Annotated in this window: 28 protein-coding genes; 10 read left to right on the top strand and 18 right to left on the bottom strand. The window is 50.3% G+C overall.

What is annotated here, in order from left to right; translation table 11 throughout:
* The 3 genes from RMR16_RS24960 to RMR16_RS24950 all read right to left on the bottom strand — a co-directional run bounded on the left by RMR16_RS24960 (window position 1) and on the right by RMR16_RS24950 (window position 2,916).
* Window positions 1–807 (bottom strand): putative hydro-lyase, encoded by an 807-nt coding sequence (locus RMR16_RS24960; RefSeq protein ID WP_320200669.1) that lies wholly within the window; start codon window positions 805–807, stop codon window positions 1–3.
* A 12-nt stretch (window positions 808–819) separates the two neighbouring features.
* Complete coding sequence (locus RMR16_RS24955) at window positions 820–1,587, bottom strand: LamB/YcsF family protein (RefSeq protein WP_320200668.1); 768 nt, start codon at window positions 1,585–1,587, stop codon at window positions 820–822.
* A gap of 72 nt (window positions 1,588–1,659) precedes the next feature.
* Window positions 1,660–2,916, bottom strand: coding sequence for an NRAMP family divalent metal transporter (locus RMR16_RS24950; RefSeq protein ID WP_320200667.1), 1,257 nt, complete (start codon window positions 2,914–2,916; stop codon window positions 1,660–1,662).
* 263 nt (window positions 2,917–3,179) lie between these two features.
* Between RMR16_RS24950 and RMR16_RS24945 the strand changes: the two genes are divergently transcribed.
* Window positions 3,180–3,836: a GntR family transcriptional regulator gene (locus RMR16_RS24945; RefSeq protein ID WP_320200666.1), complete on the top strand. Its 657-nt coding sequence runs from the start codon at window positions 3,180–3,182 to the stop codon at window positions 3,834–3,836.
* 220 nt (window positions 3,837–4,056) lie between these two features.
* Here RMR16_RS24945 and RMR16_RS24940 read toward each other — a convergent pair whose 3' ends face one another.
* Window positions 4,057–4,656, bottom strand: a complete 600-nt coding sequence (locus RMR16_RS24940; protein ID WP_320200665.1) for an imm11 family protein — start codon at window positions 4,654–4,656, stop codon at window positions 4,057–4,059.
* A gap of 5 nt (window positions 4,657–4,661) precedes the next feature.
* Window positions 4,662–5,330, bottom strand: a complete 669-nt coding sequence (locus tag RMR16_RS24935; protein ID WP_320200664.1) for a DUF2625 family protein — start codon at window positions 5,328–5,330, stop codon at window positions 4,662–4,664.
* A 284-nt stretch (window positions 5,331–5,614) separates the two neighbouring features.
* Here RMR16_RS24935 and RMR16_RS24930 point away from each other — a divergent pair, with 284 nt between their 5' ends.
* Together RMR16_RS24930 and RMR16_RS24925 are read left to right on the top strand one after the other, a co-directional pair.
* Complete coding sequence (locus tag RMR16_RS24930; protein WP_413786017.1) at window positions 5,615–5,872, top strand: SMI1/KNR4 family protein; 258 nt, start codon at window positions 5,615–5,617, stop codon at window positions 5,870–5,872.
* A 568-nt stretch (window positions 5,873–6,440) separates the two neighbouring features.
* Window positions 6,441–6,962: a hypothetical protein gene (locus RMR16_RS24925; RefSeq protein ID WP_320200663.1), complete on the top strand. Its 522-nt coding sequence runs from the start codon at window positions 6,441–6,443 to the stop codon at window positions 6,960–6,962.
* A 119-nt stretch (window positions 6,963–7,081) separates the two neighbouring features.
* On the opposite strand, the gene RMR16_RS24920 is transcribed toward RMR16_RS24925, so the two are convergent.
* Together RMR16_RS24920 and RMR16_RS24915 are read right to left on the bottom strand one after the other, a co-directional pair.
* Complete coding sequence (locus RMR16_RS24920) at window positions 7,082–7,798, bottom strand: hypothetical protein (protein WP_320200662.1); 717 nt, start codon at window positions 7,796–7,798, stop codon at window positions 7,082–7,084.
* A 97-nt stretch (window positions 7,799–7,895) separates the two neighbouring features.
* The gene (locus RMR16_RS24915; RefSeq protein ID WP_320200795.1) at window positions 7,896–8,144 is read right to left on the bottom strand and encodes a helix-turn-helix transcriptional regulator; all 249 of its coding nucleotides are present in this window, start codon (window positions 8,142–8,144) and stop codon (window positions 7,896–7,898) included.
* A 365-nt stretch (window positions 8,145–8,509) separates the two neighbouring features.
* Between RMR16_RS24915 and RMR16_RS24910 the strand changes: the two genes are divergently transcribed.
* From RMR16_RS24910 to RMR16_RS24900, 3 genes are all read left to right on the top strand, one after another.
* Window positions 8,510–9,037, top strand: coding sequence for a hypothetical protein (locus RMR16_RS24910; protein WP_432355427.1), 528 nt, complete (start codon window positions 8,510–8,512; stop codon window positions 9,035–9,037).
* Window positions 9,038–9,649: 612 nt separating this feature from the next.
* Window positions 9,650–10,321, top strand: coding sequence for a transcriptional regulator (locus RMR16_RS24905; RefSeq protein ID WP_320200660.1), 672 nt, complete (start codon window positions 9,650–9,652; stop codon window positions 10,319–10,321).
* Window positions 10,322–10,436: 115 nt separating this feature from the next.
* Window positions 10,437–10,940 (top strand): hypothetical protein, encoded by a 504-nt coding sequence (locus RMR16_RS24900; protein ID WP_320200659.1) that lies wholly within the window; start codon window positions 10,437–10,439, stop codon window positions 10,938–10,940.
* A 383-nt stretch (window positions 10,941–11,323) separates the two neighbouring features.
* Here RMR16_RS24900 and RMR16_RS24895 read toward each other — a convergent pair whose 3' ends face one another.
* Together RMR16_RS24895 and RMR16_RS24890 are read right to left on the bottom strand one after the other, a co-directional pair.
* Window positions 11,324–12,238 (bottom strand): hypothetical protein, encoded by a 915-nt coding sequence (locus tag RMR16_RS24895; protein ID WP_320200658.1) that lies wholly within the window; start codon window positions 12,236–12,238, stop codon window positions 11,324–11,326.
* A 340-nt stretch (window positions 12,239–12,578) separates the two neighbouring features.
* Window positions 12,579–14,243: a tetratricopeptide repeat protein gene (locus RMR16_RS24890; RefSeq protein ID WP_320200657.1), complete on the bottom strand. Its 1,665-nt coding sequence runs from the start codon at window positions 14,241–14,243 to the stop codon at window positions 12,579–12,581.
* Window positions 14,244–14,509: 266 nt separating this feature from the next.
* On the opposite strand from RMR16_RS24890, the gene RMR16_RS24885 reads away from it, so the two are divergent.
* Window positions 14,510–14,788 (top strand): hypothetical protein, encoded by a 279-nt coding sequence (locus RMR16_RS24885; RefSeq protein ID WP_320200656.1) that lies wholly within the window; start codon window positions 14,510–14,512, stop codon window positions 14,786–14,788.
* Window positions 14,789–15,006: 218 nt separating this feature from the next.
* Here RMR16_RS24885 and RMR16_RS24880 read toward each other — a convergent pair whose 3' ends face one another.
* The 5 genes from RMR16_RS24880 to RMR16_RS24860 form a co-directional block, all read right to left on the bottom strand.
* A complete protein-coding gene (locus tag RMR16_RS24880; RefSeq protein ID WP_320200655.1) occupies window positions 15,007–15,246 on the bottom strand; it encodes a hypothetical protein in 240 nt (79 codons plus the stop codon).
* Window positions 15,247–15,265: 19 nt separating this feature from the next.
* The gene (locus RMR16_RS24875; protein WP_320200654.1) at window positions 15,266–15,490 is read right to left on the bottom strand and encodes a hypothetical protein; all 225 of its coding nucleotides are present in this window, start codon (window positions 15,488–15,490) and stop codon (window positions 15,266–15,268) included.
* 148 nt (window positions 15,491–15,638) lie between these two features.
* On the bottom strand, window positions 15,639–16,088 hold the full coding sequence (locus RMR16_RS24870; RefSeq protein ID WP_320200653.1) for a hypothetical protein: 450 nt from the start codon (window positions 16,086–16,088) through the stop codon (window positions 15,639–15,641).
* 51 nt (window positions 16,089–16,139) lie between these two features.
* Window positions 16,140–17,213: a DUF3829 domain-containing protein gene (locus tag RMR16_RS24865; protein WP_320200652.1), complete on the bottom strand. Its 1,074-nt coding sequence runs from the start codon at window positions 17,211–17,213 to the stop codon at window positions 16,140–16,142.
* Window positions 17,214–17,523: 310 nt separating this feature from the next.
* The gene (locus RMR16_RS24860; protein ID WP_320200651.1) at window positions 17,524–18,027 is read right to left on the bottom strand and encodes a hypothetical protein; all 504 of its coding nucleotides are present in this window, start codon (window positions 18,025–18,027) and stop codon (window positions 17,524–17,526) included.
* Between the two features lie 471 nt (window positions 18,028–18,498).
* On the opposite strand from RMR16_RS24860, the gene RMR16_RS24855 reads away from it, so the two are divergent.
* The 3 genes from RMR16_RS24855 to RMR16_RS24845 all read left to right on the top strand — a co-directional run bounded on the left by RMR16_RS24855 (window position 18,499) and on the right by RMR16_RS24845 (window position 20,632).
* On the top strand, window positions 18,499–18,825 hold the full coding sequence (locus RMR16_RS24855; protein WP_320200650.1) for a winged helix-turn-helix transcriptional regulator: 327 nt from the start codon (window positions 18,499–18,501) through the stop codon (window positions 18,823–18,825).
* A 241-nt stretch (window positions 18,826–19,066) separates the two neighbouring features.
* On the top strand, window positions 19,067–19,693 hold the full coding sequence (locus RMR16_RS24850) for a LysE family translocator (RefSeq protein ID WP_320200649.1): 627 nt from the start codon (window positions 19,067–19,069) through the stop codon (window positions 19,691–19,693).
* Window positions 19,694–20,221: 528 nt separating this feature from the next.
* Window positions 20,222–20,632, top strand: coding sequence for a hypothetical protein (locus tag RMR16_RS24845; RefSeq protein WP_320200648.1), 411 nt, complete (start codon window positions 20,222–20,224; stop codon window positions 20,630–20,632).
* A 46-nt stretch (window positions 20,633–20,678) separates the two neighbouring features.
* Here RMR16_RS24845 and RMR16_RS24840 read toward each other — a convergent pair whose 3' ends face one another.
* The 4 genes from RMR16_RS24840 to RMR16_RS24825 all read right to left on the bottom strand — a co-directional run bounded on the left by RMR16_RS24840 (window position 20,679) and on the right by RMR16_RS24825 (window position 23,768).
* Complete coding sequence (locus tag RMR16_RS24840) at window positions 20,679–21,320, bottom strand: hypothetical protein (RefSeq protein ID WP_320200647.1); 642 nt, start codon at window positions 21,318–21,320, stop codon at window positions 20,679–20,681.
* 143 nt (window positions 21,321–21,463) lie between these two features.
* Window positions 21,464–21,883: a pseudoazurin gene (locus RMR16_RS24835; RefSeq protein WP_320200646.1), complete on the bottom strand. Its 420-nt coding sequence runs from the start codon at window positions 21,881–21,883 to the stop codon at window positions 21,464–21,466.
* Window positions 21,884–21,897: 14 nt separating this feature from the next.
* Window positions 21,898–22,719: an ABC transporter ATP-binding protein gene (locus RMR16_RS24830; RefSeq protein ID WP_320200645.1), complete on the bottom strand. Its 822-nt coding sequence runs from the start codon at window positions 22,717–22,719 to the stop codon at window positions 21,898–21,900.
* The gene (locus tag RMR16_RS24825; RefSeq protein ID WP_320200644.1) at window positions 22,716–23,768 is read right to left on the bottom strand and encodes a FecCD family ABC transporter permease; all 1,053 of its coding nucleotides are present in this window, start codon (window positions 23,766–23,768) and stop codon (window positions 22,716–22,718) included. Before RMR16_RS24825 ends, RMR16_RS24830 begins: the two co-directional genes overlap by 4 nt.

Raw genomic sequence — 23,768 nt, 5'->3', positions numbered from 1 at the left:
TCACGCATGATAGGCAGAATCGGGAATGTCAGTGATGAACATATGGCCGGGAGAATGGGTGATCGCAAAGGGCACGCCCGATGCCATAACGGCCGCCTGCGGCGTCACTCCACAGGCCCAGAACACCGGTACTTCGCCGGGTTCAATCCGCACCGGATCACCGAAATCGGGTTTCGCGAGGTCGGCAATGCCGATTTCTGTCGGCGAACCCACGTGAACGGGCGACCCATGAACGGCGGGAAAGCGACCGGAAATCGTCGCCGCATCCGCTACCCTTGAGGCGGGGATGGGACGCATTGAAACGACCATATTGCCCTTCAACCGACCTGCCGGACGACAGGGCTGGTTGGTCAGATACATCGGCACATTGCACTTGTCCGTCATATGACGGATTTCGATGCCCGCTTCCACCATCGGTGTCTCGAAGGTGAAGCTGCAGCCGATAAGGAAGGCGACGAGATCATCGCGCTCCGCCCATGCGCTGGTCGCATCCGCGGTTTCCTCGACCAGCTTTCCATCCCGCCAGATGCGGTAGAGCGGCAGATCGGTGCGAAGATCGGCACCGGGGGCAAGCAAGGTGGTCGGCACGCCGGGATCGGACACATCGAGCACCGGGCAAGGCTTCGGGTTACGCTGCGCATAAAGCAGGAAATCGAAGGCCCAGTCACGCGGCAGCACAATCATATTGGCCTGCGTAAAACCGGGCGCGATGCCGGATGTCGGTGCGACAAGACCATTACGATAATCGTCACGCGCCTTGCGGGCGGCTGTCGCATCCGTGTGGTTCAAAAAGGATGTCGGGATCATCGTGAGCGCTCCTTAATTGCTGGAGACGAAAGAACGGATGTCGATGCCTTCGGCTTCGAACCGCTGACGGATCTGATGTGCGATGGCAACGGCGCCGGGGCTATCGCCATGCACGCAGATGGACTGCGCTTCGATCTTGACGATGCTGCCATCGATGGCTTCCAGCGTGCCTTCGCGGGCAAGCTGGACCATGCGGGCGGCGATTTTTTCCGCATCATGCAGCACGGCACCGGCCTCGCGACGGGATACGAGCTGACCTTGTGGGGTGTAGGCACGGTCCGCGAAGGCTTCCGCAACGACCGCAAGACCGGATTTGCGGGCCAGATCAAGGATCAGCGCATTGGCAAGGCCCATCAAGACGAGCGAGGCATCGACGGCCTTGATGCCATCGATCACCGCTTGGCCCTGCTTGGCGTCATTGGCGATGCGGTTGTAAAGCGCGCCATGCGGCTTGACGTAACGCACGGCCGTGCCAGCCGCGGCTGCAATGCCTTGCAGCGCACCGATCTGGTAGATGACATCGGCGATCAGTTCTTCCGACGTGACATCCATGTCGCGCCGACCAAAGCCGACGCGGTCTGGATAGGAGACATGGGCTCCAACGACGACACCGTTTTCAGCAGCAGCTTTGACCGTGCGGTAGATACCCGCCGGATCACCCGCATGGAAACCGCAGGCAATGTTGGCGCTGGAAACGACCGACAACATCGCGCTGTCATCTCCCATGCTCCATGCGCCGTAGCTTTCGCCAAGATCGCTGTTGAGGTCTATTTTGGCCATAAGATTCATCCTGATTTCTAAATGTTGCGGCCAGACCGAGGTACGGCCGCAAATGATATCGAGGGGAATTGATCAGAGGCTAAGGAGTGCGAAAATCGGTCCGACTGATCTATATGCCATGTACCATGTGAGGACGCAGGTGAGGGCACCGAGAGCCAGCAACCAGCGTGGATAGTGGTAACCATTCATCAGGTCGGAACGCTTCCACGCTGCAAACAGAAGGATGGACAAACCGATGGGCAGGACGAGACCGTTCAGACCACCGACGAAGACGAGCATGGCCGCAGGCGGTGTCGTGATGAGGATGTAGGCAATCAGCGAAATACCGATGAATACAACCGTTGAAAGGTTACGCTGGCGTTCGCTCATATCCGGCTTGAAGGCGGTAAGGAACGACACAGACGTGTAGGCAGCTCCGATGATGCTCGTCATGGCAGACGCCAGGAACACGGCACCGAACAAGCGATATCCGATATCACCAGATGCAGCGCGGAATGCTTGGCCCGCCGGATTTGCTCCCTTACCGGAGAGGTCGATGACAACACCTGATGCCACAACGCCAAGAATTGCTAAAAACAGAATGTAGCGAAGGACACCGGTAATCGCGATGCCGCTCAAGGCTGCGCGGTTGACGGCACCGATGTTTTCAACGCCGACCGTGCCCTTGTCCAGGAGGCGGTGTGCACCGGCGTAGGTGATGTAACCGCCGACCGTGCCGCCGACAATTGTCGTAATCGTAACAAAATCAATTGTATCTGGAAGGAAGGTTTGACGGAATGCCTCGGCCACAGGGGGCCCGGAAACAAATACCGCATAAAGGATAAGGGCGAGTTTGACGAAAGCTGCAACGTAAACGACGCGGTCCATAGCAACACCAGCGCGGCGCGACAGGAAGATGCCGATCGCTACCAGCGCGGCAATTGCTCCACCGATTTTTGGATCAAGGTCGATCATCGCGTTCAAGCCAAGGCCTGCACCGCCGATGTTTCCAATATTAAAAAACAACCCTCCGATGATAACAAGTATGGCAAGTAGGTAGCCGGAACCCGGGATGGCGGCATTGGCAATGGCCGGTGCGCGCATTCGGGTCACTGTTATAATGCGCCAGACGTTCGCCTGAACCACAAAATCAATAAGGATGGAAATAACAATGGCAAAAGCGAAGGCAGCGCCAAGCTTGACCGTGAAGTTCGCAGTCTGCGTTATAAAGCCGGGTCCGACCGCCGACATTGACATCAAAAACATGGCGGAAAGCAAAGCGTATCGTTGGTTCTTTTTTCGTTGTGACGCTGTACCCAAAGCATCGCCGGAGAGATCTTTCTGCTCCATGGAATAATCTTCCTCTTTTTTTTGCTATCCGCCCCTCGCGGATATTGCAAAACGAAGTCTTGCCACGAAGGCCGAAAAAGTCAATATTGTTCAACAACTTTTAAATAAGTCCCTACAAGAAATCTTTATATGCGTTTTTCGTTGAACAATAATATAGGGATCACTTGGCGATGGCGTCGTGAAATAGCAGATTGCACCAGCGACAAAGTAAACCTGATACGACCTTCACAAAATCAATCAATTGAACCAAAGAGAAAAACGCCATGGGCGAAAACGCAGAGTCACTCTCTCTCGCTGACCGGCTGGCGAAGCACATCCGTGAACTCCTGATCTCTGGTGAGCTATCACCCGGCCAGCACTTGTCCGAAACCGCATTCAGCGAGCGTTTTGAGGTTTCGCGCAACTCGCTCCGTGAGACCTTTCGGCTCTTAACCAAGGATGGACTATTAAAGCATGAAACGAACAGGGGGGTCACTGTCGCCGTACCAACGATCGCATCCATAATCGATATCTATCGCGTGCGTCGTCTGGTGGAATGTGGCGCATTACGCCAAGCCTGGCATCAGCATCAGTCGATAAAGAAGATGCGTGAGGCCGTAGAAATCGCACAAGCCCACCGTGCTGATGAAGACTGGCTAAAAGTGGGCAGCGCAAACATGCAGTTTCATAGTGCTGTGGTAGACCTTGCCGACAGTAGGCGAGTGAGCGAGTTTTACGAACGTGTATCCGCAGAGCTACGTCTTGGCTTTGGGTTGCTTGAAAACAGAGCCCAGCTACACGCACCGTTCGTTGATATGAATTACAGCATTTTGTTGCTGAGTGAGGGTGGAAAGGCAAAAGAGGCCGCCGACGAGATGGATCATTACCTGAACCTCTCAGAGAGGACAGTCCTCAAAGCATTGGAACGGGTCACAGATTAGTGCCGCCGAGTTCGATTGACGGCTGTTTCAATGAGAGATCGCAAGTTATAAAGTGGCCCTTATCACTCAACCAAAGACCCGCTGCGTAAGCAAATGGTGACTGCTAACAATACGAGCTACAGCGCTTAGACAGAACTCCAATGCATGAGAGCCTGCTTTTAAGGTTTTCACTCGCCATAAACCCGCCGGAAACAGGCACGGGAGAGGGGAGATCCCAGTGCTATTCACTGACACTGACGGGAGTAAATAAAGCTCCATGATTAGATTTGTACAGGCGTTCAGCGTTAGCTTTGAACTTTGCGCTGACAACTAGAGTGCCCAATGAATTATTAAGTCTAAAAAAATCATGCCCATTTACGGGCGATCTAAGTAGATGCAATTCTCTAATATGCTTGAAAATATTATTTTTTTTTGGATTTTTCCTTACTTGGTCATCATCGTATTTTTGCCCCTTGGTTTTCTCGTAATCAATTGCATCGATTGTTACCAGGGCGTTTGTTATTGTGTAATCCATTCTTTTATCGCCAACCGATGCACTGACGAATTGGATTTGATCATCGATATTCCGCATCAATTTCGAGAGGTCTTTTGTTGACACATGGAGTGCGTTAATACCGCCAAAGCTCAATGATTGTTTTTTCCCTTCACGTGCAATCGGTACATAGACAGGTGTTGGACCCTCATATGATTTGCCAACTTCAAATTCCCAGCCCCAAAATTCCATTTCTGCAGACTCGGCAATCCCAAGATACCATTGATCAGGAATTTCCATATTTTGGTGGACGGTAAAATACTCTTGGAATTGTTTTCTCGCTTCCACAGCCACTACACCTTTATCTCGAAACCGTTGAGTTCTACCCTCAAGCGAAGGTGTTCGTCGGCGTTAACTTCACGCACTGAAACACTTGCTCGTCGTCCCTCATCGTTCCAAGGAAACGGATAAGTGGCGAGTACCTGGTCCATCGCTGGCTTGCCGCTGAGTTCGATTTCCAGATTCTGCGTGTTTTTCCCATACAGCATCGTCAGGTCACCGCCTAAACACCATGCTGCAAAGTCTGAGTAGCCGACATCCAGACAACTCCACTGAGCTTCATCCGACGGCAAATGGAAAATGTCGCCGATATTGCATTTGCTGAAGAAACCTCCGTTAATTGCAAACAGTCCACCGTAAACGTCATCAGCGATCAGCAGAATCCCTGTAAGTTCACGATTGGCGGCAACGCTAGCGGCACGATTGGCTAGAAGAAGCGATCGCGAAGTACCAGACCCCCAAAGCCTAATCAAACCGCCAGCCACAGAGATCCCACCCGTCTCGAACACGATAGCTCCGAGAATAGAGCGTGTCGTGATGCCAAGACGCAGGAGGGTCATGCCCGCCAGACTTTGATCCGGCGGTAGGAACACACTGGAATTGGCGCTCGGCTGTCCAGCCCACTCAAGCAGCATGGTCAACCCGGGATCATCTACATCAATTAGATCTTCTAATTTAGCCATTCCTGCCGATAGCTTCCTGATAGGCACGCACCCGATACCATCGGCCGTATAGGGTTTTACTTAGATTCACAGCCCGTGGATTAAACGCGATCAGCACGACCGTCAGTGGGCCGCACCGTGAATCATCCTTTTACGTCAGTGGAAATTACACGATCGCTATCATATTCGTAGCATCAAGGCTATAAAAAAGCTGACATCAGCTTTTCGAAGCCGACCTTAGGCCTCTAAAGTCGAGGCGCAAACCGGTCTATCCCTAAAAGGAAAAAATAGGAGCGAACGACAAAGTGGCCTTTCCAGTTGATGAGACCCAAATTGCTGCTGCCGAGGGAGAAATTGGGTATTTACTTCCATTACAGCTCAGAGCCCGTCTGCTTCGCTCGAACGGAGGACTTGTGCAATCTGGCGAAGCTGGTTGGTGGCTGTTTCCAGTCTTCGACCCGACAGATCGAAAGCGTATCGGTCGGACAGCAAACCACATTGCGCGTGAGACAGCATCGTGGCGCCTTATGGAAGTTCCCTACCGAGGCCATCGCTATTGCTGAAAATGGCACCGGAGACGCCCTGTTTTTCAGAATTGGTTCACAACTGATCGAGCTGTGGCACCATGAGACATGTGAGGCTGAAGTCGTAGAGATCGAGTGGGACTAGTCGTGTGACGTGATCGGGTGTCATGGTCGTGATTTCTTCCACAGGCTTACAAACCAGTGCCGCGGTTACAACCGCTGGCGCAGTGCCAGAAACCCTTTTATCGTCAATACGAGTTTGTTAAGTAGGAGAAAGCATGACACTGAAGCAATTCCTTGACCTTGGCTTTATGTGGTCTGCAGGAATGATAGTGGCGTATTACTGGCTTGGTCGAAGTGAACTCAGTTTCTTGGAGAACGCGCGAAAGCTAGGAAGGAAAATTCCGATCGTAGGTGCGGCAGTCGGTCTATTTGTTTTCGTTTGTTCCGAATTTATTTTGACGTCCGCTTTTGATAGATAGCACAGCCATCCACTGAGACCCTTCCTGATGGAAAAGAGTTATTTTTTCAGCATCAGCATCAGCATCAGCATCGCAAATAGCCCTCCTTGTTTAAAAAACGCTTTTCGCTGAGGAACATTTGCAAAATGGACACTGAAAGATTCATAAACACGCTTGAGGAAACCTGGGCCGTGGAAAAAAGAAAGGGCCAACAAAACACGCCAAGCATTCTTGGATACAGCTTATTCAATATCGCTGACTTGCCAGAAAAGTATCTCGAGTTTTTAAGTGTATGTCAAAAGGTCCAAAGCCCGTCCGACAACGCATGGTTCCTGATGCTTGAGGATTTCGCTAGAGAAACCGATACCTGTTTTCGATGGAATGAATTTGAAATGCTGAGCCAAGAAGCCGCTCTTGACCTGCGCGATAGCGAGCGTATTAGAATGTTTTGGAACCAACACCTACCGATTTTGATGTCTGTGAAGGACGGGTACTCATTTATTGCGTTGAAGATATCTAAGGACTTTGATTATCATATAGTGGTTGGACGTGAGCCAGATTTCGAAGACACTTACGATCTTTGTCATTCAATAGAAAATTTCTTTTCCATATTTTCGGGCCACATTAAGGGACAGGATATAAATCCGCTGCTTGAGCCTATGATTTAAATAATGTGACGAGAGGGCAGTTCTTGTCGCCAGTTTCATCATTCTGGCGTCATCCAGCCCGCCTCAACAAAACTCGCGTCGAGAAAACCCAAGCGGCCGGAGGCTGTTCTGCACATTGTTTAAAGCTTTGCCACCGACAAGCCTTTAAAAAAATTTGAGGGTTTCGTTTTTAAATCGGTCCAGTCAAAATCGCTTTCTTTGAGTTTTAGTCTCTCCAACAATCCAGGAAAGACAAAAAATTTGAATTGATCAATATTTATATTCCGTTCTTTTTGCATCAAAAGTCTCTTCCTTACATTATTGTCTCCCCACATATTGGTCATTTCATAATTTATTATTTCATTTATGTTTTTCTCTATGTTTAGTTCTGGTTTTATAACTGGCGCATCGCATCCCGCAATTCGTGCGCCAGGTCCCAGATCAACTAAATTGCCAGCTTTTTGCCAAAACTCATTTCGTATTCTGTAGCCATCTGCGTTGCAGATTGGCTCAATGAACAACTGATCGCAGGGCAGTTTGCTCGGATTAACTTCGTTGATTGGAACTCGCCTCTGTCCCAGTCTTTGGATAACTACGTTTCCGATAAACACACTAAACAAAGGTTCAATCTTTCCAAGATCAGTGCCTTTCCATTCGTCAGTCTGATTAAATATCGTGAAAAATCGCATTTGTGCATTGTCATTTGCCATTTGCGCGAGGCTGTAGCAATCTTCATCTAACTTAATAGAGATGACGGCATCTTTTTTCCAGAACGATCTCATTTTAAAGCTCTCAGCAATTGGTTTTTTTCGGTTTTCCGCAAGGTCAGTTTTTTGATTTAAGCTCAAGAATTTCACTTTAGAGTTTTTCAGGGCTCTCTTGCTAAAGGATCGATGTCCACAGACGCCGAAAAGAGCCTAGCTGGGTGGCAATGTTGCTAAGACTGAAAACGAATTAATTATCCGCCCCCTCAATTGGTCGGTGCTTTCTGATATGAATTCCAAAGCTGTCGCCATCCCCCGAGATGAATTCGATGCCTGCAGATTCAAACACCTGTTTGATACCATCTCTAGTGCCAGCGCGCAGGTGCTCTCCTCTTTCCAAACGACTTATTGTTTGCGTAGACACACCCGCTGCGTGCGCGAGCTCCCGCACGCCCCAACCTAATGCCACACGAGCAAGCTTGCACTGAAGGGCATTCATTTCACAACACTGTAGTGATTTTTCTTGATCATTTTTTCCAGCAAAGATATCCTCCAGAGTCGTAAGCGGCTGGCCTTCGTGTTCGTAGCACTTGGGCCAGCCTAACCACAATCTAGCTATCAGGAGCTTGGATCATGGCTGATTCTGAGACTAGCAGAACTTTGCCTACAATTTCTCGCGGAAAACAAAGATCTTCGAGCGAAGCATCCAAGAAAATGCCGTACGTCATCAATCGCCGAAACCTTCTTCCCGTTGCAGCACGAGTTCTGGAGCAGCGCCTCGAGGAAATACCCAGGCGCACCGTGAGCGGTCCGACGCTAGTGTGCGAGCTTTGGCCGGACTGGTGGGGCCTCTATTAACAGCGGTTGCAGGCTATCAAGGTGCGTCAGAATCTCGAACAGCAATTGCTTGACGAAGTCGGAGGGCGTCCCTTTGTGGAGATCATGGTTGCTGGTGAGGGAGAGCCACGAATTGTTTCATCATTGAAAGATATCAGTGCTCTGACAAGTCACATCGGGAAGGAGGCGGTCGCGCAGGCGAGGGCGCTTTTGCGGCAACGCCAACGGGAATGGAAGAAAGCCGATCAACGGATCGGCTATAGCGCTGCCCTTTTGGCGGAAGAGGATATCAAGAAATCAGAAGGAATTTCGGGGAGGGTGCTGCTGGTTATGCAACCATATCATCTCATCGAAATCGCTGCCAAGCTACATTGTCTGTTCGTCATGAAAGACCCGGATCTGAAATTGGAGCAGGATCCTTGGCCGCAACTGCGCATGATGCTGAAGGAAATCATCCAGCCGCGTTTCACGCCTCCTGAGCTGCTCGCCATCATTCCCCACCACTTGTCCGCAGGCAGGTCGCCGTTTGGACAGCTTGGATCATCCACGGGATGATTGACCACAGGTTCAGGAAAACTGCCCTAGGCTAGCTTGTATCGTTCAGCAGTGAAGCTTCCCTCTGGCCAAACCCGCCTCGCGCAGATGAAGGTCGGTGAGCGACAGCCAACGCTAGCGGTCCGCCGACGTCCCATGGCCTCCGCGACCTGATTTTCAACGGTATAGTTCTGGTTTTGGACAGTGTGTATCCTCCAACCGTTGCACGGCGTTTCGGCGGGGACGTACGTGAAACGTAGGTCCCGATCGACGGCTAGGCGGTTGGTGGGCACTTCCTCCAGATCTTGGCTCACGCCCTGTGAGCTTTGCTAGCAGCCTCGTTGGGTTGAGCATGTTGCCAACCGTTTCGAGAGCCTTGCTTTCTTGGCTCACATGACGGCGCGAAGCGCTCCCAAGTTGCGCGTTGTCCGCAGCAGCGATCAGCCCCCCTAGCTCCCGCGAAACATCTCAAGTAAGAACTCTCACGGGTTTCTATGAATATTGGCGCTGGCCCGTTCAATCCGGAGTTCCATTACTGGGCTGGACTAATAGGGTGCCAGTATTTATTTCATGGTACTCATGCAGCGAGCCACGTCGGCTTGAAGCCTCCAAAAACACCCGGGACATGTTAGCTTGAAGAAAGTCCAACGCAGTTTTACTATCGAGTACAAATCTGGTCCACGAAAACCGGATGCAAAACCAAACTCGATATGGGGCAAGATGGATCTTAAATCCATCGCGAAAGATGTTGAAGACGAGGCATTGTCCTCCTATTCGCCAAGTTTGCAGCGTAGCAACTTAGGCAATGCCACGTCTTTGCGTGAAACAAAACAAGCAAAGCCGTCATTGACAGAGTTGCCTGAGCATCCGAGAACTGCATCAGACAAACCGGAGATAACCATGGCCGACGAAACCGATACGACAACGAATACCGACGCGGCGGCCATTGCCGAGGTGCCGGTTCAGGTTAAAAAACAACCTAAAGTCCGCACCAAAGAAGCGGCTGCTGAAAAAGCAACGGGTGAGGTTTCTCAAGAACGGGACGTTGCTTCGAGTGGCTCAACCGGGAAACTCAAGCGTGGACGCAAAGCAAAACCGTCGGACGGGGCTGTCGCAGTAAAGCGAGCACCTCTCAAGCGAGGACCGAAACCCAAACAAACGCCCCCTTCCGTTCATACCCCGGCTGTTGACGAGATAGCAGATCTCTTGCAGCTCGAAGAAGAAAATCAGAGACTGCGTAAGCTGTTGGGCGAAAAACTTCGTGCCGAAAACATCGATCTGCGAAAGCGGCTTAATCTTGATTAACCGACAACGGGCGGCCAAATCGACGTCTAATCCACTTACGCGAAAAAGTGTCTTGGCAGCTGCTGCCAGGTCTTCACTCGCAAATCTCATGTGGCGTATGCGCGAGGTCGAATAGATGCCCTCCATTTGGAAGATTATCACTGGGCTCGTGCCTTCCAGACGGGAGCACGAGCAAAAGGATAGCTCCGCCGCTGAAAAACCGCTCGTTATAGCGAGCGAAGAATCGACTGAAAAGTCTGCTCAAAATGGCGTACAAGAGGGCACCGACCTCGAAGGGGAAGTACCGCAGGCTACCGATCAGTCGGAGGAACGTTCGTCAGAGCCACCCGAAGAAACTGCGAATACAGTCACATCCGGTGACACACGTATCGTCTTGGCTGACCAAGGCGCTCCCAAACTCAAACGCACTACGAAGGCAGCATCACCAAAGCGGAAAGATGCCGGGAAGAAATCAAAGCCTGGCGTGAGCTCTGATTATGCATTTCCCAAGTCTCCCACCAATCGTCATGAGATGGTGGGGTTAGACGACGACATAAGGGAAACGCGTAAGCAGCTAGCTAGCAAGCTCGAACTTCAGAACACACAATTGAGGAAAATGTTGACGCGGTTCGAAATTTGACACCTTCTTGGAGTGAAGCCAACGGCTTGGACCAACGAGCCGCGTCGAACTAAGCCGCCTGCTGGCCGAGTTGAGTTTCAAATTCTGCTGGCGACCGTTAGCCAAGAGCGGAGAGCAGACGGTTTGCATTATATAAAACCCGCCGATGAATTTGGGCAATCGCTCGCCCGTGTCTGCGAAGGTGGCGTAGTATCGTCAATGATTTCAACGAAATGGGCATTGCATAGCCTGAAGGCTCTCGCCGTCGAACGGCAATAGTGTATTTACGCCTGGAATGTTGACCCCGCTTGCGGGGTGAATCTTCAGTGCTGATTGACAACCGCTTTCCTACAGGATGTCGCCTGAATAAATTGGCGGTGGCCCCAGGGTAAATTTCATGGAAATCATGGGACAGGTGCCGCTGCGTACATTGCCGCAAGTTCCGAAGGGAATATTTTGTGCAAATCTAATTCAAGCATTCGCCAGTTGTTGCCATCAAATATTTCAAATTTTTCTTGCTGCCCAAGTCCGAATAGCAATTCGCCGTCCGTGCTAAATCTTCCTGCTACAAGTGATTGTGAGATATGCTCGACCTTATCGCCAGCGAGTCGATATGATTTTGAATTCAATGATGCAATGTATGTATCACCTTTGTATCTGCACAACTCATTCACATGAAGACCAGGCTCCGTATCGTAGTGCCACCAGTCTGAACTACCGTCCCATCGAAATACGCCTCCATCGCCGGCCGATAAATACATTTCGTTTTCGCTGACGCAAATTACATCCACGAAATCACTCAGTGTAGGAACGTCTTCTACCCGCGACCATCCTTGCCCACGATTAACCATAAGGAGACCAGAGCTACCCACTAGAACTTTAAACTGCGAATGTAAGCCGTGTATGTGAGCTAGGCGTGGGAACTCGTTCAAAACATCCTCTTGTGTCAATTGTGGCATTATCGATACCACCCGGTCACCTCCACAATAACTTGCCCAGTCGTCAGATGCTCGCCATAGCCGTCCGCTGCGGAAAACTATGTCTTGTGGATGTTCAGCCAAAACACCGTTGTTCAACGTGTGATGCATAAACTCAGCACCCGTGATTACGAGATGATTTCCAGCACAATTTTGCGCCATAGAAATCCAAGGCCACGGGGTTAGTGGAACCTCTACGTCTATTAATAATTGATTCGACTCAAGATTAATTACGACAACGGCAGAGGCGCTAAAGTGATTTTTATCCGCTCCAAGAAGTGCCAAGTGATAAGAAGAGTTTTGAATTCTCTGAATATCGACAACTGTTGAAACCCAATTCATTTTATTTCCATCCTCAGTAAATTAAGGGCCCGGCCTCTGGTCGCATTGACGATATTCTTAGGGTGATCCCGGTCCCAGCCTAGGCCGTATTCGTTGCGAACCGTTCTGCGCCATCAACAGTCACGTAACCAAATGCCGGGCGAGTACTAGCAGATGGCTAAAAATCTACTGCCGAATTTTTTACCTGCTAATTTTCTGCTTTAGTTAATTTCAAATGGGAAAAGTAAAAATAAGCAAAACGCGTAACAAGCTAGCAAGCTTGCTCGAACTTATGAACGTAAAATTGAGGAAAATGTTGGCCCGGTTCGAAAATTGACACACCCCGCGCTTACTTTCTCACTCAAGAAAACAACCGGGACAGCAAACCCTTTTTCTTTGCGGCATGGTGTTTTGCCAACTCGTAGTTCTCGCGCACATCCACTCTATCGTGATGTTCAAGCGATCGCTCGTAAGCTTCTACGGCAGCGCCAAAATTGTTCGAATCAAAATAGCTATTGGCTTCCATCATGTAGAGCTGGGCTAATGACATTCTGTCGTCGACGACTAAGGATGGAGTGATCAAATGCTTCGCCTGTTGGCACGCGGAAATGGTTTCACGAGTTTTTTCCAGGAGATGTAGGCAATTCGCCTGGTAATAGAATGTGTAGAAATCCGCCTTTCCGAGGACTTCAATTGCTTTGAAATCTTTGAGAGCGGCTTTCGCGTTGTTTAAGGTGTAAAGATTCAGGTAGCCCCGGGCTTTGAGAGCGCCTTGCAGGACATGGTGATTTTCCTGCTTTTCTGCCTCTGCGACCAACACGACGTAAGATGCGAGAGCCAAATTATAGTCTGCTTTATCCGACAGTAAGCGAGCGCGCACAAGCAGAAGCTCAAGGTCATCAGGAAAGAGCCGAAGCGCTTCGTCTACCAACTCCATATCAATATCTGATTGCTGCAGTTCCCCCATCTGCGCCTTTGCAGAGACCTTGTGCGCATGAAGAACAACAAGGGCTTTGATAATGTATTTGTCGCGTTGATCCGACTCCGACAAACTCTCGAATTCTTCTTCACACGCATTCACAATTTCGAGGACCGTCTCGCTTTCTCTTATCCTGTTCAGGTAGCTGCACGCCGTTTGCGCGCAGTCGAAAAAGAGAATTGGTTCAGGGTCAAACTCCTCCAAAAGGGTGATCGATGCTTGAGCTGCTTCACGCTCAAGACCGAGTGAACGATAGGTTGTGCGCAAATTCTGGTGCAGCTCGGAAAACTCACTGTGGGTGAGACCGGTATTAAGAACAGAGAGTGCGTCTTCGTGACGTTTCTGAAAATTATATGTGATCCCGAGGTTGTTACAGCACATCGCAAATGTGTGTGTGTCAACAAATCGCGAAGTATCGGGGTCGGCCAATTTGCTTTGGAAGAGAGAAACACTTCGTTCGTACAGCGATAACTGCAACGCAGCGATACGGTCTGCCTCCGCCTTATTCGGTGATAGTCCCGTCCACTTCCCGACCTCTACACCGGCGATGTAGTAGTGGATAGGCTCAACGTCGCTGAAGTCCAACTCGAGTTGTGCAACGGTGCGGGTAGCAGCCTCATGCTGCAACCCAAATATGCGCACCTGCAGGTCCACTTGCGGAAGCAGAGCAACTGAATTCTCGTAGGATTGTAGTGCAGGAGCTGACTCTTCAAGCCAATAGTGCGCGCTTCCCAAAAATCGATGGGCAAATGCGTTCTGGGGAGCGACCCTTAAAGCATTCGTTGCCCAGTTCGCCACGTCTCTTAGAGACTTGGCTCTATTCGGTGTAAATTGCCAGCTGCAATCAAGGAATAATGAACATTTGAAGAGCAATGGCCATTCGGAATCAGTAAGTCTTATTGCGGCGTCACAGCTTTCATCAAACAAAGTTTTAATCGTTTGTTCGTTCAAATGGCTGAACACCGTGCTGCCCTGCCACAACTCAACAGCTCTCTTGTAATTTCCACTATCACAAGCTTCCAGACCGGCCTTGATCAACTCGTCCACGATTGCCTCCTATACATTGACGTCAGCAAACAGCATCCACCTAGGGAAGCCACCGCTTAGCGCAACCCACTGCCTCACCATGATTTCACAAAAGAAGCATATACCTCTCAAATAGCTCCACCTTTTGCTACCTATTTCGTAGCATTTTAGATAACTAATGGTATCTAGGAAAGCAATAGCCCAAACGCACCGAGCAAAAGCCCGGCGTCCACCGTGATTGTCACAGAAGCCAAACCCTTATGGAAATTCAATGCAGGGCTCAAAACGTGAAGACTAACAACCAACATCCTTACCTGAGGGCGATGATCATCGCCGCACTGACCTTTTGCGTCGCGTTGTGCGGACTCCTATACAAATTTGGCTTACCAGGTGAAAATGGTGTGGAGGCGATTACTCGGCTGTTTTGTACGGTTGCCTCACCGGCGCTGATTGTTGGATGGTTTGCTAATCGTGCGCCCGAAAAATGGTCATTTAAAAAGATGGTTGGCGCATATTTAGCAGCAGTAGCTGTAGTCGCCGTATTGCTGGCCATAAGGCCCAGCTAGACTGCGAAATGAAAATCGGCTGCTTTTATCGGACTATGCAGGTGTTCATAGTTTCGCTGTTTGCGGCAACAAATGTGTCTGCAAGTGCCGCTCTGGAGAGCGTATCCATGCTGAGCTTCACTGGGTGTCAGCCAAGTTTTTAAGTTTCCAAATCTAGAATAGAGAATTTCACGTTCGAATAGTTTTCTCGAGAAAGCGATCAAGAAAAACACGAAATTTCAGAACGTCTTCAACATTGAAAATCCGACCGGGCAGAATGATGGTTGAACAACACAAACAAGGAGCAATGGACCTACGCAAACTATCAACACAACGATCGAAAGCCGCCGGTAGACCAGGTTGTTTGAAAAGCCAAAGGAAAGCAATACAGCCGCACCAGCGACTGCAAATGCGAGTGGCCAACGAAATGCGACCGCCAGAACATAAAGTTCAAACCAATTGAGTTCGAAACCCATCATCGGAACAGCCCTCCACAATTCACGAGTTGAAAACAAACTTGCGACATGACATCACAAAGATACAAACCGTTAATAACGGACCGATGCTGACTAATACGGCAACGATCGAAAGAAAACGGTAGGGCTTGCTGTTTGAAAAGCCAAATGCAAGCAATAGAGCAACCGCCGCTACCGCCAATGCGAGTGGCCAATGGAATGCGACCGCCAAGATATGAAGTTCAAACCAATTGAGTTTGGAATCCATCGTCTCATAAGCTATCCGTAGCACACGCGCTGACAACTAAAGTGCGGAACGAAATTACGCAAATCCAGGACATTTAGCACCCGGATTTGGTGACGAGCATTATGGCGATCGGGAATACCGAACGTTTTCTGTCTGAAGAGATTAACGATCATTCGTTCTGATCTTGAAATTCGGTTAGAAAATGCTCTGCATTTCCTTGCGATGAGAGCTCATCATCATATCGGATTGACTTTGCTCTGCTAAGACCGGGCAAATACAGGTCTCCACTGCCATCGGTAACGACAAGCACGTTAAATGACCTATTCTCAAGCTGTATCCAATATTTTGTATCTGCCCCGGTCATCTGCGTTTTTGCAACCAGAATTTTTTTATCCAATGGGTGGTCAACATTAGTGATCTGTAGAAGGGCTTGATTAGCTTCGCGATGGCCGTATCGAAGCGTCCAGACTTTTACTCCGTCAGCTGTGACGAATGCTTTAACGTATTGTCCGACTTCAGGGCGAGTCGTAGCTTTTGCAGGACTCGCAAAATACGGCGTGGTGAAAAGTGCAGTAATATGCCACAAAACCGCACGCCTCTGAAATTTATGCGTAAACACTCGGAGCCTCTTATTCGTTCGTTTTAGTTCGCGGAATGAACCACGGCGCGCTTAACCACCGTTCTTCAAACGCTGGTTGTAGTCGCGTACCAGATCGTTAAATCGACCCGCTACTGAATCTAAATCTGTACTGATGTCGGTTTTTCCAGCAGACAGATTGCGACGCACTGTTTTGAACGCGGTTAAAACGTTCTCCACTTTTGACTCGATGTAAAACCACATCGGCTTGTTGCCGAGTGGGGTCTTGGCATTGCTATTTTTTTGTGCGTAGGCCTTTGCGTCATCGAAAGCGACTTGAAGCGCTTTCTCGATCGGCTCGAGGCTTTCAGAAGTGAGCGTGTTCGCGGTTACGAGCTTTTCCAGTTCGTTCAGCGCCAGCCTTGTTCGATACATATTATTTGTTTGATGCCATTGGAAATCTCGACCGCTCTCTTTTTCGATAGCCGTGAGGCTATTGGCTGTAAGCGCCAGATTGCGTGCTTCCACAGTTGACCTCATTTTGTCAGATGTCTCAAATAAGGTGCCGAAAAGGGGAACTAGTTGCGCGTGTAGATCTCTGCCTTTCGCCATAGCGTCATCTACGTAATTCTCCTGCCTATAATAGTTGTCTGCGTCGTTCATAATCGGGATCAGCTTCTCCAGAGTACCCGAGTAGATATCGGCGATCTCATCAAGTTGTGCATCGGCAGGTGCCGATTTGCGAATAGAAACAAGGTTTGCCGCACATTCTCGTGAAAACTGATTGTCTGTCTCGTAAACGGTAATCTTGAAAGTTGGATAGACGGACTGCTTCTTCTCAAGCAAGGCATCGTAAGACTTCCCGTACTTGTCATAAGCATCGCGGAGAGCCGTATCCACGCGATTAATACACCCTATGAATGGTTGGAGCTTATTTGAAAGCGCTTCGTCTTCGGATTTCGATGTATCACTGTGCTGAGTAGATACCGCTGGCGTCGGAGACGAAGTCTGACCGAGGCCAATATCACGTAACAGGGATTGCCAATCGCCGCCCTTTGCTGTGAACATTGCCCCCAAACAAAGCGCGCAGAACGCGCCGACCCCAACTTTCCTTAAAATCATCTTCAAATCCTCTTTATTACGACAGAACTGGCCGCCGCTGGCCAAAGCTCGTTCACAAGCTCAAAACTGAGCGAGACGGCTCGATATGGCCGGCCTGTTTTATGTTTTGATCGTCTTCAAACGGGAGCGAGGCAACTCAAGAGTTGTAGGCGCTAAAGTTTCTCGAGATTAGACCCCAGGTCTTCCGTGAAGGAAGCGCCCACTGTGAAAATAGCTGAGTGGCGGCTTCAGGCCATTGAAGGACTGATGGTCCGACCACTCCGGTCTAAAACTGGGATCAACGCCGCAGTTTTTTTTACGCGACGACCAGATCAAGACTTGAACAGAAGCAGTCCTCGCCACCGCTTAACGAGTGCTAGAGTTTGCTCTCAAGCGCTTTTGTCAATGCTTCGACGCGGGGATCGAATTCGTCTGCGTTTGAGAAGGGTTTCCAGTTTACGACAAGCAATCCGTTGTCAAATGTAAGACCACTCGAATAATTAGAGGATGGCGCGGTGGCCTCATCGAAGGTAATGCGAATACCTTTTAGTTTCTCTTTCAATGCCTGACGTCCGAGGTCGTCTGCCGCTACCACACCGAGTGCCTTGATAAGCGGTTTAACAATCGGTTTAAGAATGTAATCATCGCTGGAATAAGAGTCTGCGTATCCCGGCAAAGCCAGACTTTTTATGTCCAGCTCGATCGGCACAGGAAATCCGGCCGCAGTTTGAATATCCTTTTCAATGGCCGGCCATTTGTCTTTTTGGTAGGCGCTAATAGCTCGGCGCTCCGCGAGACCAGTTTCGCTTTGCGCAAAAGCCGCAATTGGCTGGGTTGTTAGGGCAGCCGTGAGGAATAGAGTAGCAATACGAACAAACATTGATAGTTGTCTCCTTACAGTCGTTGGTATTATTGTGAGCTTGAACTTTGTGTCGCTGGGACACGTCTTTGCATCAACAGAAGCAGAAACCAGACAGTCTTCAAATTTCTTGCCGCCTAACACGAGAGCCTGGCTTTCATGGTCGCAAAAAAGAGAAGCTTGCCAGGTTCGCAGCGTTCCGGGCGCTTGCCTTAGGATAATCCGAACAATATGACGCCCTGGATATATGCGTGGAAGCCATCATAAGCAGCCAAAATCGAGAACCTATGTTATATCCCAGCCATACAACTTGCTTATACGGCCATCATGAATGTTAGAAATGATCCCGGTGAGCAAAAGAATTTGAGGAAATCCTAATTGATCATCAATTTGCAGTCTGACAACCATACGCTTTTTCTCGAATCTCATATAAGTTAGCACTAGCGCCGCTTGCTACTCTATTCGTAGCGATAAAGAAAGTTTTTTATTTGCATGCCCAAGACCCCGCCTTCAAAAAAACCTGCAAAAGGATCTAACGCAGGTGCTCCAGTGACAGCCGCGTTCGACCTTCTGGGCCGGCGGTGGACGATGAGAATTCTATGGGAACTATCGCAACACGGACCTTGTACATTTCGTGACCTGCAGGAGCGGTGCGGTCAAATTTCTCCAACGAGCGTTAATACAAGACTCAAGGAAATGCGAAATGCGGGTATCGTAGAGCAGGAGGACGGCTCGGGCTATAGCCTGACAGCGCTTGGAAAAGAGCTAAATACATCACTTGAGCCTCTACGAGAATGGGCCAATCGGTGGAACAATTAGTGGCCGCGTAAAGGTGAGATCCCATACCATCGCTAAAAACAACAGTCATACGTCCTCCCGTTCAGGATAAATCTGATCCCGTCATATAACTCTGGTATCCAAGTTTCTGCATCGCGCATCATTGAGAAGCTGGCGCGAGTTTTAAACCATTGAACCGGGCCGCAGATTGAAGTATTCACTACATAATATGTAGCGATAATTTCAGAAAGTCGGTTTCTGAGGTCGATGTGTGGATAATCAGATGCCTATTAACGAGCTAATTTTCCTTGGTAGTATCGCGAGCTTGTATACGATGCTTGCAATCAGCCCCGGCCCGAACTTTCTGATCATTACGACGAAAGCGATAAGCCAGTCACGCCGACATGCAATTTTCACAGGTTTGGGCGTGTCTACCGCGAGCGTGATATGGTCCGGCCTTGCTGCACTTGGACTGGGGACGCTCATCGGCTATTTTGATTGGGCGCAAAGACTGCTCCAGATCGCAGGAGGTGCGTATCTTATTTACATCGGAATAAAGATGATCTGGAAATCCAAGCAGCCACTTCCCAGTCGCGCCGAGGTCGATCTGACATTGAGCGCTTGGCAGGGATATAGACAAGGTCTGGCGACAAATCTCACCAATCCTAAAACGCTGGTGTTCTTCAGCAGCGCATTTGCAACGCTTTTCACGCCTGATTTGGCGATCTGGGCGAAAATTTCAGCGGTTCTTTTGGTAGCATCGATTTCAGTGGTACTAAACGTCGCTATCGCAACTGCTTTTTCGGGTGCTGTTGCAAGGCGCAATTATACCTCGGCTAAGCCCGTAATTGACAGCATTGCTGGTGGGTTACTGGCATTTTTTGGAGGTAAGCTCATCCTCAGTCGATAGCGCTAGATACCGTCTTTTGAGACGCTCAGTGAAGCGATAGCCTTTTTGTGCGTTTTGGCTTTCAGGCCGTTAACCAAGGCTAGATTACAGCTTAGCAAAGCAACCCTAATAGCCCGCGAACAAAATTTGCGATCATTGGACGCATTTTATTCCTCTCGAAACTCCGCCAATTTGCATTTTAGGACATCAACAGTAATTTTTGCGCGATTTCGATATCGATTTGCGAATACTCGGTTGCGACCAAACGTTTGGCGCTCTTAAAGATCCGACGGTAGACTGAAAGCAATGCCTGCCAGTGGAGTATTTTCGTGCCGCGCAATGTAGCGCTAAAGTCGATCAAAATGGATGAGCCTTCAAGACTTTTGATATCAGGTTACTCCATCGTCATTCTCGCATCCTGGTTGAGAGCATTACGCCGAAGCAATATTCTTAGGAAGCTTGGCGTTATGAGGAATGGACGTCGGTCTTAGAAGAGGATGAAGTCTGAACATGAAAAGAGAATGATCTTAACATGCGAGGTAGAAAATCTTGGGACAAGCATTGAGTCGCATTGAGGTTCTGGTCAGTGACTTGCCCGCTGCGATTTCTATAATGCAAAGCGAGTTTGCATTCCTAGCCTCCGCGGTCGACGTGACGAAACAAGACGGCTTCCATGTGGAGTCCGTCACTGTTTCCAAAGGGTCAGACAGACTCACACTTGTACGACCAATTGCGGGTATTCTCAAACGGTTGCTTGACGAGAAAGGTGAGGGGACGACCTACAAACTAACATATGAGACCGCAGACCCGGAGAGCGTCGATGTCGAAGTCCTCAATGTTGGCGCATGGAGTGACGAAGTGCGACAGGATTTGTCCGTGGTCAGCGAGTCGCTGCGGGACGTGATTACAAAATTTTCTTCCGATTTGACAAACAGAAGCAGGGACCTGAGCAATTCCTGAATTGCATCGCCGTACAATCAAATCTCAACCCCAGCTGACCTGCCAATCACTGGATTGGTTTTTCGATTTTTACTGCCGTATTCAGACGAAACCGATCAATCGAGACCACTTTATGTGGTCCATCTGTCACCTCGATAATCCCGACCATTGGCAGGTGGGAAACAGGATCGAAAAGTGCTGTGACATGAGATTGTAAGACCCTTTGGTAGGGATGTGATCCATCATCCATCCCGTCTTCAAGGACCGCTTGTTGGTAGGTATAAGCCTTGTAGCTTTTCCCCTCGAAATCACGAATGCCTGGGCACGTGAGTTCTTTCGCGCCAATGGAATCAAAAAAACGCCCGCCAACGATGCGCTGCAAAGCGAAATTCACTTCTGTTCGGGACATCGCTTTCCATGATCCGTCAGCGCTCTGCGCCCAGCCATCGCCGCCAACGATCGTAAGGCCTCCAATTAATCCTTCGGAAACCGCAACCTGCGCTGAGTTCGCATTCTTAACCCTTATGGCGACCTTCGATCTATATTCCACTCTACCCGCGTCGGTCTCTGTAATATCAGTGTTGATTTCAAAAGGCGTGGCTGTACTGCGAAATTTGTTGATCGCGTCAAACTCGGCTTGGCAACTGCCCCAAGCGGAGCCGGAAAACACCAAAAAAATGCATGTCAATAATGGGAATGTTTGCAGCAAGTTCAAAACCTCGGAACGCAGGCAGGGCGTTAAAACTCAAATTGCCTCACTGGGGGATTAATCGGTCAGAGTGGAGGAGTTGCAAACTGGCTTTCCCGGTCCACAAACGGCTTACAGCCAGTTTTTCCTGCCACTCGCCTTTTCTATTTGACAATCCGCGAAAGATAGTTGTCCAACCGCTCGTTCTTCATAACAATCTTGGAGCGCAACTTCGCAGATTTCTCCGTTACAGCCTCGAGATTAATTGCTGTTCCGACCTGGACCACGCCAATCATCGACATCATCAAATGCGGCGGGCAGTAGTAAAGAAAGACCCCCTCCTTGTCGACAGTCACCGTAAATGGTTGATCGAGCTTGCTCTTCCAAGGTGTTGCCCCGTCCGGCACAGCATAGGATTGGACATAGTGGCTGCTGTTTTCAGGTACAAACGTGATGGTATCGCCTAGCTCCGCCTTCAAGAACCCTGGCTCGAACACCATGCTGCCATCCTTGCCATAATTTAGCATCAGGATCCTGTGTTCGGCGGACAGGGCAGGTCCCACAAAGAGCAGTGCGGTCAGCATCAGTAGTAAGAGCCTCATACAATCAATCCTGTCCGTTCGCTTTGAGTTACATGGTGGTGCAGCGCCAATGGCTGGATAAGCGGATTGCCTTGACGGTCATGCAGCACATCGACCTCAACACCGTAGGTTTCGCCGATCAACGAGGCGGTAACGATATCGAGCGGTCGACCCACAGCCTTCAGCACCCCATCCGCCACCACCAGAAGATTATCTGCGTACTGGCAGGCGAGGTTGAGATCGTGCAAGACGATGACAGTTACCCAGCCGTTACGGCGCGTTTCCTTGCGCACAAGATCGAGAAGTGCGATCTGGTGCTTGAGGTCAAGCGCACTGACCGGCTCATCAAGCAGCATAGCTTTCGGTTCACGCATCAGCACCTGGGCAAACAGCGCCATCTGACGCTGCCCGCCACTGAGCGAGGCGATATCGCGCCCTGCCAGATGGGCGATACCTGCATTGTCCAGCCGATTCATCGCCATATTCAGCGTCTCGTCATCGATATGCAGATCAAGCTTGCCGAGGCGACCCAGCACCACCACTTCAAGGACCGTCAGCGCAATATCGGCGGTGGAGTCCTGCGGCATATAGGCGAAGCCCTCGCGCCAAGCCTGCAAGGCCCGGTTGCCGGTCTTGCCAGCCGCAAGAGCACGTTCGCCCAGCGCAATCCGGCCTCTCTGCAACGGCAGATCACCGAATATCGCGCGCAGCAGCGTGGTTTTCCCGGTGCCATTGGGGCCGATGATCACATGAATCTTGCCCGCATCGAGGCTGGTATCGATATGGCTGATGACCTCTTGGCCGCCGCGATGGACGGAGATCTGGTCCAGCCGAATCATGCGCCCCGCCTCCGTGGCGCAAAAATCAGCCACAATAGAAACGGCACGCCGACAATGGCCGTAACGATGCCGACCGGGAACAATGCACCGGGAACAATCGATTTCGACAGCACGGATGCCGCGGACAGCATCAAAGCACCGCTGATCACCGACATTGGTAAATAGAACCGCTGGTCCTCACCCACTGTCATGCGGGCGATATGCGGCGCAACCAGACCGATGAAACCGATGACACCGACAAAACTGGTGGCAGTCGCCGTCATGATCGCCACGATCACCAGGATTTTCATGCGCAGCAACCGCACATTGACGCCAAGCGACGCCGCTCGCATCTCACCCATGCGCAATGCCGCCAGTTTCCACGAATCGGCCATCAGCATCAGGCAGCAGACAAAGGTTACACCTGCGGTCAGCGCAAGGGTTGGCCATGTGGCCTTGGTCAGGCTTCCGAATAGCCAGAAAAGGATTTGCTGCGACAGTTCCGGCGATGACAGGAACTGGATGAGCGACAGCAACGACTGGAAGAGAAACAGCAGCGCGATACCGCCGAGGATGATGGTTTCGGCACTCACCCGGCGCATCGAGGCCAGCATGAACAGAAACAGTGCTGCTAGCATCGAAAAGGCAAAAGCCCCAAGCGGCACGGCAATCATCGCATCAAGCCCAAAGCCGCCGAATGCGAGGCTAAGCGCCGCCCCGAAACCCGCAGCTGCCGCCATGCCGAGCGTGTAAGGGCTGGCCATGGGGTTATTGAGCAAAGTCTGCATCTGCGCGCCACCAGCACCCAGTGCGGCCCCCACCACCAGCGCCATCAGCGCCATAGGAAGGCGCAAATGCCGCACAATGGAATCGGTCATCGCCGCGCGTTCGCCAATGCCGGTCAGCGAACGAACTACCTCCAGTGGCGACAGCATAGATGGGCCGGTTGCCACATCGAAAATGAGACTCGCCAGCATGATGACCATAAAGTTGAAAACGTAACGCCGACGTTTGCGCTCACGCTTCCGATGCGCGGCAATCGCCCCGGCATTACGGGCAGCAATCGTCAT

Origin of the sequence: Agrobacterium sp. rho-13.3, assembly GCF_033957765.2 — a bacterium.
Classification (GTDB): domain Bacteria; phylum Pseudomonadota; class Alphaproteobacteria; order Rhizobiales; family Rhizobiaceae; genus Agrobacterium.
Note: the sequence above shows the minus strand (reverse complement) of the source record. Positions and strands in the feature narration are given on the sequence as shown.

Bases quoted from the DNA above. Each gene is read 5' to 3' on its own strand.
- RMR16_RS24915 (WP_320200795.1), bottom strand. From the start codon at position 8,144: ATGAATGCCCTTCAGTGCAAGCTTGCTCGTGTGGCATTAGGTTGGGGC.
- RMR16_RS24850 (WP_320200649.1), top strand. From the start codon at position 19,067: ATGCCTATTAACGAGCTAATTTTCCTTGGTAGTATCGCGAGCTTGTAT.
- RMR16_RS24875 (WP_320200654.1), bottom strand. From the start codon at position 15,490: ATGGATTCCAAACTCAATTGGTTTGAACTTCATATCTTGGCGGTCGCA.
- RMR16_RS24950 (WP_320200667.1), bottom strand. From the start codon at position 2,916: ATGGAGCAGAAAGATCTCTCCGGCGATGCTTTGGGTACAGCGTCACAA.
- RMR16_RS24960 (WP_320200669.1), bottom strand. From the start codon at position 807: ATGATCCCGACATCCTTTTTGAACCACACGGATGCGACAGCCGCCCGC.
- RMR16_RS24855 (WP_320200650.1), top strand. From the start codon at position 18,499: ATGCCCAAGACCCCGCCTTCAAAAAAACCTGCAAAAGGATCTAACGCA.
- RMR16_RS24900 (WP_320200659.1), top strand. From the start codon at position 10,437: ATGCCCTCCATTTGGAAGATTATCACTGGGCTCGTGCCTTCCAGACGG.
- RMR16_RS24830 (WP_320200645.1), bottom strand. From the start codon at position 22,719: ATGATTCGGCTGGACCAGATCTCCGTCCATCGCGGCGGCCAAGAGGTC.
- RMR16_RS24895 (WP_320200658.1), bottom strand. From the start codon at position 12,238: ATGAATTGGGTTTCAACAGTTGTCGATATTCAGAGAATTCAAAACTCT.
- RMR16_RS24860 (WP_320200651.1), bottom strand. From the start codon at position 18,027: ATGTTTGTTCGTATTGCTACTCTATTCCTCACGGCTGCCCTAACAACC.
- RMR16_RS24825 (WP_320200644.1), bottom strand. From the start codon at position 23,768: ATGACGATTGCTGCCCGTAATGCCGGGGCGATTGCCGCGCATCGGAAG.
- RMR16_RS24935 (WP_320200664.1), bottom strand. From the start codon at position 5,330: ATGGCTAAATTAGAAGATCTAATTGATGTAGATGATCCCGGGTTGACC.
- RMR16_RS24945 (WP_320200666.1), top strand. From the start codon at position 3,180: ATGGGCGAAAACGCAGAGTCACTCTCTCTCGCTGACCGGCTGGCGAAG.
- RMR16_RS24835 (WP_320200646.1), bottom strand. From the start codon at position 21,883: ATGCTGACCGCACTGCTCTTTGTGGGACCTGCCCTGTCCGCCGAACAC.
- RMR16_RS24955 (WP_320200668.1), bottom strand. From the start codon at position 1,587: ATGGCCAAAATAGACCTCAACAGCGATCTTGGCGAAAGCTACGGCGCA.
- RMR16_RS24880 (WP_320200655.1), bottom strand. From the start codon at position 15,246: ATGATGGGTTTCGAACTCAATTGGTTTGAACTTTATGTTCTGGCGGTC.
- RMR16_RS24925 (WP_320200663.1), top strand. From the start codon at position 6,441: ATGGACACTGAAAGATTCATAAACACGCTTGAGGAAACCTGGGCCGTG.